This window comes from Amycolatopsis sp. NPDC003861 (assembly GCF_053605405.1).
The window spans coordinates 1-14,134 of record NZ_JBSGJD010000102.1; the positions used below are offsets into that span (position 1 = coordinate 1).

Genomic DNA, 14,134 nt, shown 5'->3' on the forward strand with positions numbered 1-14,134 from the left:
GGTGCCGCGGTGGCCGGTGCCGCGGCCGGGGCGGGCGACGCGGACGCGACGGCCGACGGCACCACGGCCGACGCCAGCGCGAGCGTCGCGAGCAGGATCAGTTTCCGCATTCCTGGTGCTCCCTTTAGTTAGGAAACTTTCCTTACGGCGGCGGGGCACCAGGATGCACCGCGGAGGCGGGCACGTTCAAGGCCTTCGGGTGCGGGAATTTCCCATCAGGTGGCCCGAGTTGACGAAAAGGCTGCTCACCGCTCTGACCCGGCGGCGACCGGTTCGGCGGGTGTCCCGTTCGCCGGGACGCTGTGGGGTGGCCGGGATCCGGCGAAGTTCGCCTATCGGACAGGCCTTGCCGTAACACGGCTGGCCGCTCGCCCGGCGCGACACTAGGCATCCGCCTCGCGGGGTCCGCGTCTACCGGGCAGTGCGGCGGAACAGGCGGTTCGCCCAGCGGGTCGCGCGTCGGCGGGAGCCGGCGAGGACGCCGTCGAGCCAATCTCCGTCGAGGTCGTGCGGGAGCTCCGTGCGGGGCTGGAGCCAGCCGTCGGGGTGGACCGCGCCGCCGTCGCTCGAATACACCCGGGTCGCGCCCGCCTGCCGGAGCCGGGCGAGCACGCGCCGGTCGTAGGCGCCGAACGGCAGCGAGTATCGCCGGACCGGCCGGCCGCACAGGTCGCCGAGCAGCTTCGGCGCGTCCTTCAGCTCGCGGTCGGCGTGGCGGTCGTCGAGGCGCCGCCAGTCGCGCGGTTCCCAGCCGTGCGAGCCGATCTCCATGCCGGCGTGCACGAGCTCGCGCAGACCGTCGCGGTCGAGGTAGCCGCGCTGCCCGAGCCGGCCGGCGAGCGGGAAGAACTCCGCCGTCAGCCCGCGGTCGGCCAGCCGCGGCAGCACGATCTCGACGTCGGAGTCGTTGCCGTCGTCGAAGGTGAGCCGGACGTCTTCGCGGTCCGCCGCGGCGTCGAGGACGCGCTCGAACTGCTCGACGGTCAGCCAGCGCTCGTCTTCACCGGGGTCGAGCTGGCGGGCCGGCCGGCCCACCCCGTGCACGGCGAGGATCACCGTCACCACTCCCACCGCCTGCCACCGCGAGTAGTCGATTTGTTACTTCGATTAATCGCACTGGCAAACGGGTGAGTTACACTTTTTTGCCGTTATTTAGCCTTTGCGGATTTCCAGCGTGCAGCACTTCGGGCCGCCGCCGGCTTTCCGCAGCTCAGAGATGTCGACGTAGACGGGCTCGTACCCCCGCGCGGCGAGAAGTTCACCCAATCGGGTGGCCTCGACGGGCAGCACGACGTTGCGGCCGTCGGACACGCCGTTGAGGCCGAAACACTCGGCGTCTTCCCGGGTCGCGAGGACCGCGTCCGGGAACACCCGCTCCAGGACGCGGCGCGAGCCGGCCGAGAAGGCGTCCGGGTAGTAGACGATCTGCGCGCGGGTCGTGTCGGTCGCTTCGGCGAGCACGAACAGCGCGGTGTCCAGGTGGTAGTAGCGCGGGTCGACCAGCTGCAGCGAGACGACCGGGACGCCGAGGACTTCCTGGGCCTCGGCGTGCGCGGCCGGGTCGGTGCGGAACCCGGTGCCGGCGAGCAGCAGGGAGCCGGTCCAGGCGAAGTCGCCCTCGGCCTCGTTGATCTTCTCCGGCATGGTGATGTCGCGGTAGCCGTGCTCGACGAACCAGCGGCGGAAGTGCTCGGCCTCCGCGGCGCGCTGCGGGGCGCGGAACCGCGAGCCGAGCACGCGGCCGTCGACGACGGTGCCGGAGTTGGCGGCGAAGACCATGTCGGGCAGGCCGGGCTGGGGCTCGATCTCCTCGACGGTGTGGCCGAGGCGGCGATAGGTGTCGCGCAGCTCGGTCCACTGCGCGACGGCGACGTCCGCGCTGACCGGCTGGGTCGGGTCCATCCAGGGGTTGATCACGTAGTCCACCGCGAAGTGACGCGGGGGACACATCAGGTATCGACGGGTGGTCGGTACGCGCATCGCCTGCATGGTTGCAGGGTAAGGCGCGCCTAAACTCGCAATCAATCGCTGTTCGCTGCGCATATCTGTGCTAGATGTTGCGTGTGAACACCATCGACCAGCGAATCGTTTCGTGTCTTGTGGCGAACGCGCGATCAAGCTACGCGGATATCGGCAAGGTGGTCGGCCTGTCGGCGCCGGCGGTCAAGAGGCGGGTGGACCGGCTCCTCGAAACGGGCATCCTGCGCGGCTTCACGGCGGTGGTCGACCCGGAGGCGCTGGGCTGGGGAACGGAGGCGTTCGTCGAGGTCACGTGCCAGGGCAACATCACGCCGGCCCGCATCCGCGCCCGCTTGGAACCCTTGCCGGAGGTGGTGGCGGCGTACACGGTGTCCGGCGCGGCGGACGCCATCGTCCACCTGAGGGCGGCAGACATCCATCATCTGGAGACGGCGCTCGAGCGGCTGCGGGGACTGGAGATCGTTGATCGGACGGTGTCGACGGTGGTGCTCTCGCGGCTGCTGGAGCGGCCGCCTACTCCGGAGCAGTGAGGCCTCCGGCCCCCGGTTTCCAGCGTATCGGTGGGGTCCGACAGTGGCAGGTGGGAGCGCGGGCCTGTGCACAGGGGCGGCGGCTTTGTGGACAAGTCCGCGCTCCGGGTTGCCGGGACCGCGGAACCGTCGGCCCTCGCCGATAGGCTGGTCACCGGGGGCCGGAGGCGCGACTTCGCCTCCCGCCGCGGGCCGGGCGAGCTCCCGGCGGGGAGCTGGAAGCGCGAACTCACCCCGGGTAAGGCCCGAGGCGCGATTTCAGTCCCGGCCTCGACCCAGGCATCAGACCGGAAGGCGCGACTCCACCCGGCCGCAACCGGGCAGGGCCGGAGGCGCGACCTCACCTCCCGTCGCGGGCCGGGCAAGCACCCGACATCAAGTGGAAGCGCGAACTCACCCCCCGGGCCGCGACCCCGGGGCAGGCCAGAGGCGCGACCTCACCCCGGCCGCGACCAAGCCGGGCCGAAAGCGCTCAGCCGCCCAGCGCGCGCAGCACCGGCGGTGCCTCGTCCGGGTGCAGGCGCAGCTCCGTCCGGCCGTCCGGCGACCGGAACGTCACCGCCTGGCGGTCCACCGCCTGCATCGTCAGCTCGCCCGGGTCGAATGGCACCGGCTCCGCGCCCGGGGTCCGCCACGTCGCCCTCCCCCCGCCCACCGCGATCCAGCCCCGCCGTTCGCGGCCGTCGGTCACCTCTTCCGAACGCAGCACGCACGGGTACTCCACCCGCTCGCCGCGCGCGAAGGCCGCGGCGCGGGAGCGGCGGCGCCGTCCGCCGAACAGCTCCGACATGTCGATCATCGTCAGCAGGTTGCCGACCAGCACCACCAGCAGTTCCGCCACACCCCACCAATACCCTGATCCGATGACCGACAGCATCGTCAGCGAGCACGCCGGCGGCGTCGCCCTCCTCACCGTCGACGCTCCCGGGAGCCGGAACGCGCTGACCCTCGACCTCTCCGCGCAGCTCGCCGACGCCGTCGCCGCCGCCGAACGGGATGAATCCGTGCACGCCGTCGTCGTCACCGGTACGCCGCCCGCCTTCTGCGCCGGCGCCGATCTGGCCGCCCTGGCCGAAGCCGACGAAACCGGGCTGCGTGCCATCTACGCGGGCTTCCTCGCCGTCGCGCGGTGCTCGCTGCCGACCATTGCCGCCGTCGGGGGTGCCGCCGTCGGGGCCGGGTTGAACCTCGCGCTCGCCGCCGATGTGCGGCTGGCCGGGCCGCGGGCGAAGTTCGTCGCCCGGTTCCTCGAACTCGGGCTGCACCCCGGGGGCGGGATGACCTGGATGACGCAGCGGATCGCCGGCCCGCAGCAGGCCGCCGCCATGACACTGTTCGGGCAGCCGCTCGACGCCGGAGCCGCCGTGCGGGCCGGGCTGGCTCTGCGCGTCGTCGACGGGGGCCATGACGAACTGCTGACCGCCGCGCGTGAGCTCGCTCACCCCGCCGTCGCCGCGCCGCGCGAAGCGCTGATCGCCACCAAGCGCAGCCTGCGCACCACCGCGGGCCTGGCCGAGCACAGCGACGCCGTCGACGTCGAGATCCGGCCGCAGCTCGCCTCGCTGGCGTCACCGGAGTTCGCCGAACGGCTTTCCCTGATGCGGGAACGGATCCGGTCCCGGCCGTGACCCGGGAGACGCGCGTCACAACGCGTCGCGGCGACTACCCGTTACCATGAGTTACAGGTATCTGACGGACCTGCGAAGGGGACATTGAAGAGCACCGAAGAGGTCGTCCAACACCCGGGACACTACCAACATCGGTGTTGAGGGCGAGCTAACCTCGGGAGTAGACCTGGTGAACGCAGCCGCGGCACCGGCAGGCGAACGGAAGCCGTACCGTCGGGAGAGAGGGAATCCCTGACCCATGAGCACGAGTGCGAACGGCAACGGCGCTGGTCACGGCTCGCTCGCCGCAACCAGGCCGACCGAGGTCAGCAAGCTGGACCGGGTGGTCATTCGGTTCGCGGGCGACTCCGGTGACGGCATGCAGCTGACCGGCGACCGCTTCACGTCCGAAGCCGCCGCCTTCGGCAACGACCTGTCGACGATGCCGAACTTCCCCGCCGAGATCCGCGCGCCACAGGGCACCATCCCCGGCGTCTCCAGCTTCCAGGTGCACTTCGCCGACTACGACATCCTCACCCCCGGCGACCGGCCGGACGTGCTGGTGGCGATGAACCCGGCCGCGCTCAAGGCGAACCTCGGCGACGTCCCGCACGGCGGCACGATCATCCTCAACACCGACGAGTTCATCAAGCGCAACCTGACCAAGGTCGGCTACGCCACGGACCCGCTGGACGACGACACGCTCACGCCCTACCAGGTGCACCGGGTCGCCATGTCGACCCTGACCCAGGGCGCGCTCGCCGACACCGGCCTCGGCAAGAAGGACGCCGAGCGCTGCAAGAACATGTTCGCGCTCGGCCTGCTGTCGTGGATGTACCACCGGCCGACCGAGGGCACCGAGCGGTTCCTGCGCGAGAAGTTCGCGAAGAAGCCGGACATCGCCGAGGCGAACATCCTCGCCTTCCGCGCGGGCTGGAACTACGGCGAGACCACCGAGTCGTTCGCGACGACGTTCCAGGTCGCCCCGGCGAAGCTGACCCAGGGCACCTACCGGCAGATCACCGGCAACACCGCGCTCGCTTACGGGATCGTGGCCGCCGGGCAGCGCTCGGGCCTGCAGATCCTGCTCGGCACGTACCCGATCACGCCGGCCTCGGACATCCTCCACGAGCTGTCCAAGCACAAGAACTTCGGCATCATCACCTTCCAGGCCGAGGACGAGATCGCCGGCATCGGCGCCGCGCTCGGCGCGTCCTACGGCGGCGCGCTCGGCGTCACCTCGACGTCCGGGCCCGGTGTCGCGCTGAAGTCCGAAGCCGTCGGCCTCGGCGTGATGGTGGAGCTGCCGCTGGTCGTCATCGACGTCCAGCGCGGCGGCCCGTCCACCGGCCTGCCGACCAAGACCGAGCAGGCCGACCTGCTGCAGGCGATGTACGGCCGCAACGGCGAGTCGCCGGTCCCGATCATCGCGCCGCTGTCGCCGGCGGACTGCTTCGATGCGGCGGTCGAGGCGACCCGGATCGCGCTGAAGTACCGCACGCCGGTGCTGCTGCTCTCGGACGGCGCGATCGCGAACGGCTCCGAGCCGTGGCTGATCCCGGACGTCGACGAGCTGCCCGACCTGCGGGTCGAGTTCGCCAGCGAACCCAACGCGGACAACGACTCCGGCGAGTTCTGGCCGTACGTCCGCGACCCCGAGACCCTCGCCCGCGCCTGGGCGGTCCCGGGCACCCCGGGGCTGCAGCACCGCATCGGCGGGCTGGAGAAGGCCGACAAGACCGGTCACATCTCCTACGACCCCGACAACCACGACAAGATGGTCCGGCTGCGGCAGGCGAAGGTGGACGGCATCGACGTCCCCGACCTCGTCGTCGACGACCCCAGCGGCGGCAAGGCCCGCGTGCTCGCGCTCGGCTGGGGCAGCTCGTTCGGCCCGATCGGCGCGGCCTGCCGGCGCGTGCGCAAGCTCGGCCTGCCGATCGCGCAGGCGCACCTGCGCCACCTCAACCCGCTGCCGGCCAACCTCGGCGACATCCTGCGCAGCTACGACAAGGTCGTGGTGCCGGAGATGAACCTGGGCCAGCTCGCGCTGCTGCTGCGGGCGAAGTACCTGGTCGACGTCCACTCGCACACCAAGGTCGCCGGGCTGCCGTTCAAGGCCGAAGAGCTGCAGAACCTGTTCTCGGAGATCATCACCGGCGTTACTACGGAGGCGGCGAAATGACCGCAATCGACATCGGGCTTCCCACCATCGGTGGCCTGGACCTCGTGCCCACCACCGACGAGCCGCAGAAGGCCAAGGACTACAAGTCCGACCAGGAAGTCCGCTGGTGCCCCGGCTGCGGCGACTACGTCGTCCTCAACGCCGTCCAGTCGTTCCTGCCGACGCTGGGCCTCAAGCGCGAGAACATCGTCTTCATCTCGGGCATCGGGTGCTCGTCGCGGTTCCCGTACTACCTCAACACCTACGGCATGCACTCGATCCACGGCCGCGCGCCGTCGATCGCGACCGGCCTGGCGACCACCCGCCCGGACCTGTCGGTGTGGGTCGTCACCGGTGACGGCGACGCGCTGTCCATCGGCGGCAACCACCTGATCCACGCGTTGCGGCGCAACGTGAACATCAAGATCCTGCTGTTCAACAACCGGATCTACGGGCTGACCAAGGGGCAGTACTCCCCGACGTCCGGGCAGGGCATGGTCACGAAGTCGACGCCGATGGGTTCGGTGGACACGCCGTTCAACCCGCTCTCGCTGGCGATCGGCGCCGAAGCGTCGTTCGTGGGCCGCGCGCTGGACTCCGACCGCAAGGGCCTCACCGAGGTCCTGCAGGCGGCGGCGCAGCACCGCGGCTCGGCGCTGGTCGAGATCTACCAGAACTGCCCGATCTTCAACGACGGCGCGTTCGACGTCCTCAAGGACGCCGACGAGGCCGCCACCCGCCTGATCCCGCTGCGCGCCGGCGAGCCGATCCGGTTCGGCCCGAACCAGGAGTTCGGCGTCAAGCGCGGCGACTGGGGCGGCCTGGACGTCGCCAAGGTCGCGGACATCGGCGAGGACAACCTCGTCGTGCACGACCCGTCGATCGCGGACACGTCGTACGCGTTCGCGCTGTCGCGCCTGGGCGACCAGAACCTCAACCACGTCCCGACGGGCGTCCTCCGCCAGGTCGAGCGCCCGACGTACGACGACGGCGCCCGCGCCCAGGTCGAGGAGGCCCGCGCGGCCCGCAAGCCGGACCTGCAGGGGCTGCTGCGCGGCAAGGACACCTGGACGGTCGCGTAACCGCTGCTTCCCGAAGGCCGCCATGCCCGGTGCATGGCGGCCTTCGGCGTCTTCGGGGTTGCCCCGGCTGGGACAAGTGTCCTAAGTTTTAGGCCATGCGACCCAATTCACCTTTCGTGTTCTTCGACGTCCGCACCGCCGACGCGGCGGGCAGCAAGCGGTTCTTCGCCGAGTTGCTGGACTGGGAGGCCGACGACACGCTGCTGAAGACCGGCGGCGCGCCTTGGGGCGGCCTCACCGAGCTGGCGCCCGGCGACGACCGGGCGCCGCAGTGGCTGCCCTACGCGCCCGTGTCCGATGTGGACGCTGCCGCGGCGAAAGCGCTGGCGCTGGGCGGAACCCTGGTGCGCGAGCGCACCGATCTGCCGTTCGGCTCCCTGGTGGTGGTCACCGATCCCGGTGGCGCGGCCCTCGTGCTGTTCGAGGCCGCGCCGGGCGTCAGCTGAGCGGGCGGAACCCGACGCGCTCGGCGTCCTCGGCCGTCCGGAACCAGACCTCGGCGACCATCTTCGGGAACTGCGCCGATTCCTCGGTGCAGTACCGCAAAGCCGTGACGCTGGCCTTCACGGCGAAGCTGTCGCTGGGGGCACCGCCGCCCGGGCGCGGCATCGCCGAACCGGGGCCGAACGGCCCCGGCGGGACCGAGTCACCCGCGGCCTGCCGGGCCGGGGGCGGCTCCGGAGCCGCGACACTCGCGGCGGCCGCCGCCTGGTTCGGCTGGACCGACGGCTCGAACAGCGAGCCGCTGTGCGCGCCGGACAGGTCCGGTTCGCGGCGCTCGACCGTGCGCATCGACGGCTGGATCGGCTGCGGGGCGTCGAACCCGCCGCGCACCGCCTCCCGAGGCTGTCGCTTCGGCAGCACCTGCGTCGCTTCGGCGGGGGTCTCCGGCGGCACGTCCAGCTCGCTTTCGGCGATGTCACCACCGAACGCGTACTGCGGCGGCTCGGCGTCTTCCGGCTCGTCCTGGCGCACCGAGCCGGGGTGTTCGGTGATGAAGCGGGTGCGCTCCACCGGCTCTTCGAACGCCGACCGCTGGGACGGGGCCTCGTCGTCGAACCAGTCCGGCGTGTCCGCCGCCTCGCCGGCCGGGGGCTGGAACAGCGAGCCCGCGGAGTCGGTGTCGAGCTGCTCGAGCCGCGACAACGCCGGCGATTCGGGCTCCGGCTCGTCGTCGAACGAGTCGCCGACCGGGGCCAGGTACTGGGTTGCGGAGGCGCGCTCCGGCTCCTCGTCCGACGTCAGGAACTGGGTGGCCGCGCTCCGGTACGGGTCGTCGTCCTCCTCGAGCTCCGGCTCGGGCGCGCGGACGGGCTCCGGCTCCGGCGGGATCCGGGACGGCACCTGCGCGTCCAGCTCGGCGAAGTCCTCGTCGATGTCGTCGTGGACGTCGTCGCGGTGGATCGGCGGCGCGGCGACCAGCGTGCCGGGGTAGGAGGTCTCCTGGCGGGACGGCTCCGGTTCGCGCCGCCGGAACGCGTCCGTGCCGCTGCCGACCGAAGCGGCGTTCGCGGGGGTGCGCGCGGCGTCGGCGTGGGCCTGCGCCAGCGAGCTCTCCAGCCGGCGGACGCTCTTGCGGAGCGGCAGCGCCAGCACCAGCCAGGTGAGGAGGACCCCGACGAAGAACGCGGCGAGGCTCCACAGCCAGACCTGTCCGAATATGGACATCTTTTCCTGCCCCTGTTAAGTGCTCAGCGCGTACGCGCGACCAGGTAGTCGGCGACCGACTCGCACGCGTCCCGGGCGGGTGACGCGGGCAGCGCGGTGAGCTCGGCTCGCGCGCGCTGAGCGTAGTCGGAAAGGGTGACGCGTGCTCGATCGAGTCCGCTACTGACCCGGAGGAGGTCCAACGCCTCCTGCACGAGCCCGTCGTCGGCGATCGGGCCGGACAGCAGCTCGACCAGCCGCGGGTCGGTCTCCGGGTCGGCCAGCGCGTACAGCATCGGCAGCGTCCGGACGCCTTCGCGCAGGTCGGTGCCCTGCGCCTTGCCGAGCTCGTCGGACGGCGACGCGATGTCGATGATGTCGTCGGAGATCTGGAAGGCGGTGCCGATGATGTCGCCGAACCGGCGCAGCGCCTCGATGTGGTCCTCGGCGGCGCCGGACATCATGCCGCCGAACCGGCCGGAGGTGGCGATCAGCGAGCCGGTCTTCTGCGCGATGACGGTGAGGTAGTGCGCGACGGCGTCGTCACCCGGGCCGGGGCCGACGGTCTCCCGCATCTGGCCGGTGACCAGCTCGCCGAAGGTTTCGGCGATGATCCGCGCGGCGTCCGTGCCGAGGTCGGCGACCAGGCGGGAGGCGTGCGCGAAGAGGAAGTCGCCGGTGAGGATGGCGATGGTGTTGTCCCAGCGGGCGTTGACGCTCTCGGCGCCGCGCCGCATGGTGGCCTCGTCCATGACGTCGTCGTGGTAGAGCGTGGCCAGGTGCACCAGCTCGACCGCGGCGGCGGCGATCACCACGTGGTCGTCCTGCTTGGGGCCGAACTGCGCGGCGAGCAGCGTGAACAGCGGACGGAAGCGTTTGCCCCCGGCCTCGACCAGGTGCAATGCGGCGTCGTTGACGGCCTGGACGTCACTGCGGACGACCTCGCGCAGCAGCTTCTCGACCTCGGTCAGCCCGCCGGCGATCGACCGCAGCAGGGTTTCGTCGGCGATCTGCAGCCCGACCGACGCCCGCAGGTCGTCGAGGGCGCCGCCCGGCGCAGCGGGGAGGGATCCCGCCCCGGGGGCTGGGGAAGGCACAGACACGTCGGCTCCGCTCTACTCGTGCACCGGTCGGTTGCCCCTTGAGCGTAGTGGCTCCGCCGCGCGGTCGTTTACCCGCTGTCCTGCGGAAACGGTGATGAACATGACACCGCCCGGGTGGTTGGTGATCCTCGAAAGGGTGATCGCCGTTCCCAGGCGCAACGCGGGTCTCCGGCGGGCGGATATTCAGTCCTGGAAGAGCGGCCGCCCAGGCCCCTCTCCGGCGGCGAGGAGGACAGCGGATGCGCAGCACGATCGTCACGGCCTTGGTGGTGACCGGCCTGGCGGCTTCCGGCACTTCGTGGGCGGCTCCCCAGCCTGGCGTGGCGGACATCGGCGCGGCTGCGTTCGCGAAGGTCGTGATCGCGCCCCAGGCACCCTGCTCGATCGGCGGCCCGACGAGCGCAACGGCCCAGCAGGTCTCGAAGCCGGGCATCACCTTCGGCGGCGGAACGTCCTCGTGCACGACGTCGCCCTCCGGGGACTCGACGACCTCCACCGCGACGGGCAAGAACTTCGAGCTGTCGGCACTGGTGGCCGCGGGCGGGCCCCGGGTGAAGCTGTCGAGTTACACGGTGACGTGCGTGGGGACCCAGACGCAGACGAACGCGAACTGGACGTACGGCGGGCTGTCGGGGATCGCGAACCCGCCGAGCCCGGTCCCGGTGGGGTACGTGTCCCCGCTCCGGAAACCGGACGGAACGGTCCTGGCGAACGCGGTATTCAACATCCAGGACCTCCCGGGCGACGGAAGCATCGGTTTGACGATGTTGCGGATCGACTTTCTCCCGCCATCGGGCCTGAGCGGAGCGGTGACGCTGGGGCGCACGAGCTGCACGCCGACCCCGTAGACGTCACGAGGGCCGCGGCTTGGGAGAGCGCCGAGAGGACCGCCGCGGCCCTTGTGACCTTGGCTTTTGTGTTGCGGGAACCCTGGTAGGGTGCGGTGCGTCGGATACGCAGGGTGCTCGGGGCGGAGCACACTGCAAGCTAGGGGAGAGCTGATGACGACGGTGTGCTGTGCCTGAGGTCTACGACCCGAGCGGGGATTGGGAGCTGCCGGGACCCAATGGGGTGCCGCGGGCTGGGTCTTATGGGCCCGCTGGTGGTTCTTCTGGCGGGGCGGGGTTCGCTTATGACGAGGAGACGCTTCGCGAGTTGATGCGCGAGTGGAGCGATCTCGCGAACGAGTTCCAGGATGACCTGAGTCGAGCACGCCTGATTGCCACTGCCGAAGGCCCGGGGCTCGAGTACGCGAGTGGTGGCAACGCCGAGCTCATCCGGCAGTCTGGCTCGGCGCTTACGACCACGCTGTATGAGCGCGCGGCTTTCTGCCGGTCTATGGCCGCCAAATTCGAGGCAGCGATGGGCAAATACGCTACCGCCGAAGACAGGCACTCGACAGAGATCAAGCGAGCCGGAGGCAGTCTGTGAAACGCTTCCTTCTGGTCGGGCTCGGCGCGACACTGCTCGTCGTCCCCGCTTGCACTTCGACTCAAACCGGCACAGCCTCGCCGTCCACGGACGCGATCACATCCCAGACCGGTGGCCCACATTCAGGGCTGCCCGCAGCAGGCGCGCCCGAGGTCGCAGAGCCACTCGACACCACGGAGTTCCAGAAGAAGCCTTGCACCACCCTCACCGCGACACAGATAGCCGAACTTCTCGGCCCGGATGTGGAGCCGAAAGAAGATCCGAATGACCTCGCAGGCCCGAGCTGTTTTTGGCATCCGACATCAGTGACCCAGGCGGCCGTCTCGGTTATCTACGACACCAAGAACCAACGCGGTCTCACCGCAGTCTACGAACAGCAGGGAACCACCTTTCCCCTGTTCGTCCCCATGGAAGCGATCGACGGGTACCCGACGGTCGCGTACGGGCAGGCCGATCTGCGGTCCAAGGGAAGTTGCGCGATCGCCCTGGGAACCAGCGATCAGCAAATGATCGATGTATCAGTGGCCCTGTCCGAAGGCAATGTCGGGAAGAAGGATCCCTGCGAGGCAGCTCACCAAGTCACGGCAATCGTCTTGAACAATCTCCGGGTCAGGTGAACTCATGGTTACCGAAGGACCGCTGACCGCCGCTCAGATCTACGAGCAGATCACTGGCGGGAAGGGCACCCAATCACTGGATGATGCGCAAGTGAGCGCCCGGCAGTTGACCGCTCGGATGGTTGAACGGGCTCAGCGGATCAGTGCTCTCCGCTCCAAGACCATGTCCGGTTGGCGTGGAGACGCTGGGGAGGCCGCTGCGGATGCGACTCTTCCTCTTGTTCAAGCCGCTGCTGATGATGCTGTTCATCTTCAGAATGCTCAAAGTGCTGTTGGGGCTCAGATGGATGCCTTTGGCACCGCCAAGTATTCCGTCAAGCCGGTTGCCGCTCAGCCACCTGAACTTGGGGCCGAGGATGTTGTTCGGGCCATTTCGGACAACGGGCGGGGTTCCTACCACACCAAAGTTTCCCAATGGCAGGCGGACAGCCAAGCCAACATCGACGCCTTCAGTGCCTATCACTCCGCCAGCACCTCCAATGGTGGGCAGATGCCCGCGCAATACGCGCAGCTTGCCGAATCGGGGGCTCCTATTTCCATGCGGACCTCCGGGGACAAAGTCGGGGCTACTGATACCGGGGAATGGGCTCGAAACCCGCGGGATACGCAGGTTCCGAGTCAGGATCGGCAGACCGTTCGGCCCGGGGAGAACCGGGTGACCGGCGGAAACCAACGGCAAACTCAGCAGGATCGACAGCCCAGGCCGAACCAGGTTCAGTCTGGGAACACCGGAACCGCAAGCAGCGGGAACGCGACCAGCGACTACACCCACGCCAACAGCTATGTCCCCAAGCCCGTCCTGCCCGCCGCTCAAGGTGGGTATGACTTCGGGCCTACTGGGCAGCCCGTCAGCAACCTGACCGGGACGAACTGGCCCGGTGAGTTCGGGCCATACGGCGGCGGTGGATATCAGCCGGGACCCGGAATGCCGGGAACCAGCACCGGACCGGGAACGCCCAGCACGGGAACGCCCAGCACAGGAACGCCAGGCACGGGACCAGGAACCGGAAGCAGGGCCAACCAGCCCGGCACCCGCGCCCCCGGCGGCAGCACCGGCGCCCGCCTCCCCGAGGAACGGCTCCCCGGCGCCAACCCCGTCCGCGGCTCCGCCGGCCCCCGGGGCGCCAACGGCCTCCCCATGGGCACTCCGCTCGCCGGGCGTGGCGGCAAAGAAGAAGACCGCGAAAAGAAACCAGCCCCCTACCTCCAGAACCCCGATCCCGACGAGACCTTCGGCGGCTTCACCGAAAAGCCCATGCCGCCCGTTATCGGTGAGCACAAGAAACGATGATCTTCTCGCTCGGCACCTTGCTCACCGCCATGCGCGGTGTCGGCTGCGGTGATCCGCACCCCGTCTTCGCCAATGGCCTCCGGTACATTCCGCCCTCTCTCAAGCAACGAATCACCAGCGAAGCCTTCGACGAACTCAGCCAATACGGCGTCACCCAAGGCGACGGCTTCACCCCCGAATTCGAAGACCTCCTGCACCTCATCGACCAACCGGCCCAGGAGTACTTCGCCTACACGCGGGACGCCGCCGGCCAAACCAGCATCCTCGCCGCGGCCGATGACGGAACCTCCGTCTGCGTGGTCTGCCGTGGGGATCAAGTCGAGCTCACCGAGGTCGACGTCCATCCCGCCGACGCCCTCGTCGCGCACCTGCCGCACCGTCGGCCCGCTGATCTCAAGCCCTTCTCGCTCCCCCAAGACAAGTTCCGGACGCCACCGGCAAGCGACGTCTTCGACGAAGAGCGCAGCCGGGCAGCGCAGGAGCTCGACGCCCTCCTGCGGCAGCCCCACTTCGGCGTCGGGCAGCTCCACGCCGGCGAGCAGACCGTCAGCTACCTCGACCTCAAAGCCGGGCGCGTCGGGATTGCCCTCAAAAACGGCTACATCAACGTCGCCCCAGGGGAAAACGAAAACCTCAGCCAAATGCTGAAGGCCGCCGCCCTCGAATAGCGAGAGCGGCGGCC

15 protein-coding genes are annotated in these 14,134 nt (G+C 69.8%); 10 read left to right on the plus strand and 5 right to left on the minus strand.

All coding sequences use genetic code 11. The annotated features are described in order from the left end of the window. Positions 1 to 411: 411 nt before the first annotated feature. Both ACWEVN_RS24450 and ddaH read right to left on the minus strand, forming a co-directional pair. Positions 412 to 1,071, minus strand: coding sequence for a polysaccharide deacetylase family protein (locus tag ACWEVN_RS24450; protein WP_452052824.1), 660 nt, complete (start codon positions 1,069 to 1,071; stop codon positions 412 to 414). Between the two features lie 81 nt (positions 1,072 to 1,152). After that, positions 1,153 to 1,989 (minus strand): dimethylargininase, encoded by an 837-nt coding sequence (gene ddaH / locus ACWEVN_RS24455; RefSeq protein ID WP_449682188.1) that lies wholly within the window; start codon positions 1,987 to 1,989, stop codon positions 1,153 to 1,155. A gap of 74 nt (positions 1,990 to 2,063) precedes the next feature. Here ddaH and ACWEVN_RS24460 point away from each other — a divergent pair, with 74 nt between their 5' ends. Next, positions 2,064 to 2,510, plus strand: coding sequence for an Lrp/AsnC family transcriptional regulator (locus ACWEVN_RS24460; protein ID WP_452052825.1), 447 nt, complete (start codon positions 2,064 to 2,066; stop codon positions 2,508 to 2,510). 472 nt (positions 2,511 to 2,982) lie between these two features. Here the strand turns inward: ACWEVN_RS24460 and ACWEVN_RS24465 are convergent, their stop codons facing one another. Next, the gene (locus ACWEVN_RS24465; protein WP_452052826.1) at positions 2,983 to 3,351 is read right to left on the minus strand and encodes a hypothetical protein; all 369 of its coding nucleotides are present in this window, start codon (positions 3,349 to 3,351) and stop codon (positions 2,983 to 2,985) included. Positions 3,352 to 3,373: 22 nt separating this feature from the next. Between ACWEVN_RS24465 and ACWEVN_RS24470 the strand changes: the two genes are divergently transcribed. From ACWEVN_RS24470 to ACWEVN_RS24485, 4 genes are all read left to right on the plus strand, one after another. Further along, the gene (locus ACWEVN_RS24470) at positions 3,374 to 4,138 is read left to right on the plus strand and encodes an enoyl-CoA hydratase (RefSeq protein ID WP_452052827.1); all 765 of its coding nucleotides are present in this window, start codon (positions 3,374 to 3,376) and stop codon (positions 4,136 to 4,138) included. Positions 4,139 to 4,376: 238 nt separating this feature from the next. Beyond that, a complete protein-coding gene (locus tag ACWEVN_RS24475; RefSeq protein ID WP_449682191.1) occupies positions 4,377 to 6,302 on the plus strand; it encodes a 2-oxoacid:acceptor oxidoreductase subunit alpha in 1,926 nt (641 codons plus the stop codon). Then, positions 6,299 to 7,363: a 2-oxoacid:ferredoxin oxidoreductase subunit beta gene (locus ACWEVN_RS24480; RefSeq protein WP_449682192.1), complete on the plus strand. Its 1,065-nt coding sequence runs from the start codon at positions 6,299 to 6,301 to the stop codon at positions 7,361 to 7,363. Before ACWEVN_RS24475 ends, ACWEVN_RS24480 begins: the two co-directional genes overlap by 4 nt. Before the next feature lie 95 nt (positions 7,364 to 7,458). Next, positions 7,459 to 7,809, plus strand: coding sequence for a VOC family protein (locus ACWEVN_RS24485; protein WP_452052828.1), 351 nt, complete (start codon positions 7,459 to 7,461; stop codon positions 7,807 to 7,809). On the opposite strand, the gene ACWEVN_RS24490 is transcribed toward ACWEVN_RS24485, so the two are convergent. Together ACWEVN_RS24490 and ACWEVN_RS24495 are read right to left on the minus strand one after the other, a co-directional pair. Next, positions 7,802 to 9,031 (minus strand): sunset domain-containing protein, encoded by a 1,230-nt coding sequence (locus ACWEVN_RS24490; RefSeq protein WP_452052829.1) that lies wholly within the window; start codon positions 9,029 to 9,031, stop codon positions 7,802 to 7,804. The two genes, ACWEVN_RS24485 and ACWEVN_RS24490, sit on opposite strands and share 8 nt — an antisense overlap. 23 nt (positions 9,032 to 9,054) lie before the next feature. After that, positions 9,055 to 10,107 carry a polyprenyl synthetase family protein gene (locus ACWEVN_RS24495; RefSeq protein WP_452052839.1) on the minus strand — a complete coding sequence of 351 codons (1,053 nt, stop codon included), beginning with the start codon at positions 10,105 to 10,107 and terminating at the stop codon, positions 9,055 to 9,057. Positions 10,108 to 10,352: 245 nt separating this feature from the next. Here ACWEVN_RS24495 and ACWEVN_RS24500 point away from each other — a divergent pair, with 245 nt between their 5' ends. The 5 genes from ACWEVN_RS24500 (at position 10,353) to ACWEVN_RS24520 (ending at position 14,120) form a co-directional block, all read left to right on the plus strand. Continuing rightward, a complete protein-coding gene (locus tag ACWEVN_RS24500; RefSeq protein ID WP_452052830.1) occupies positions 10,353 to 10,961 on the plus strand; it encodes a hypothetical protein in 609 nt (202 codons plus the stop codon). Positions 10,962 to 11,130: 169 nt separating this feature from the next. Further along, complete coding sequence (locus tag ACWEVN_RS24505) at positions 11,131 to 11,544, plus strand: hypothetical protein (RefSeq protein ID WP_452052831.1); 414 nt, start codon at positions 11,131 to 11,133, stop codon at positions 11,542 to 11,544. After that, entirely contained in the window at positions 11,541 to 12,161 is a 621-nt protein-coding gene (locus tag ACWEVN_RS24510) for a DUF3558 domain-containing protein (RefSeq protein ID WP_452052832.1), read from the plus strand. The genes ACWEVN_RS24505 and ACWEVN_RS24510 overlap by 4 nt, the downstream gene beginning before the upstream one ends. Positions 12,162 to 12,165: 4 nt before the next feature. Next, positions 12,166 to 13,452, plus strand: coding sequence for a PPE domain-containing protein (locus ACWEVN_RS24515; protein ID WP_452052833.1), 1,287 nt, complete (start codon positions 12,166 to 12,168; stop codon positions 13,450 to 13,452). Further along, positions 13,449 to 14,120 (plus strand): ESX secretion-associated protein EspG, encoded by a 672-nt coding sequence (locus tag ACWEVN_RS24520; RefSeq protein WP_452052834.1) that lies wholly within the window; start codon positions 13,449 to 13,451, stop codon positions 14,118 to 14,120. The genes ACWEVN_RS24515 and ACWEVN_RS24520 overlap by 4 nt, the downstream gene beginning before the upstream one ends. Positions 14,121 to 14,134 lie beyond the last annotated feature (14 nt).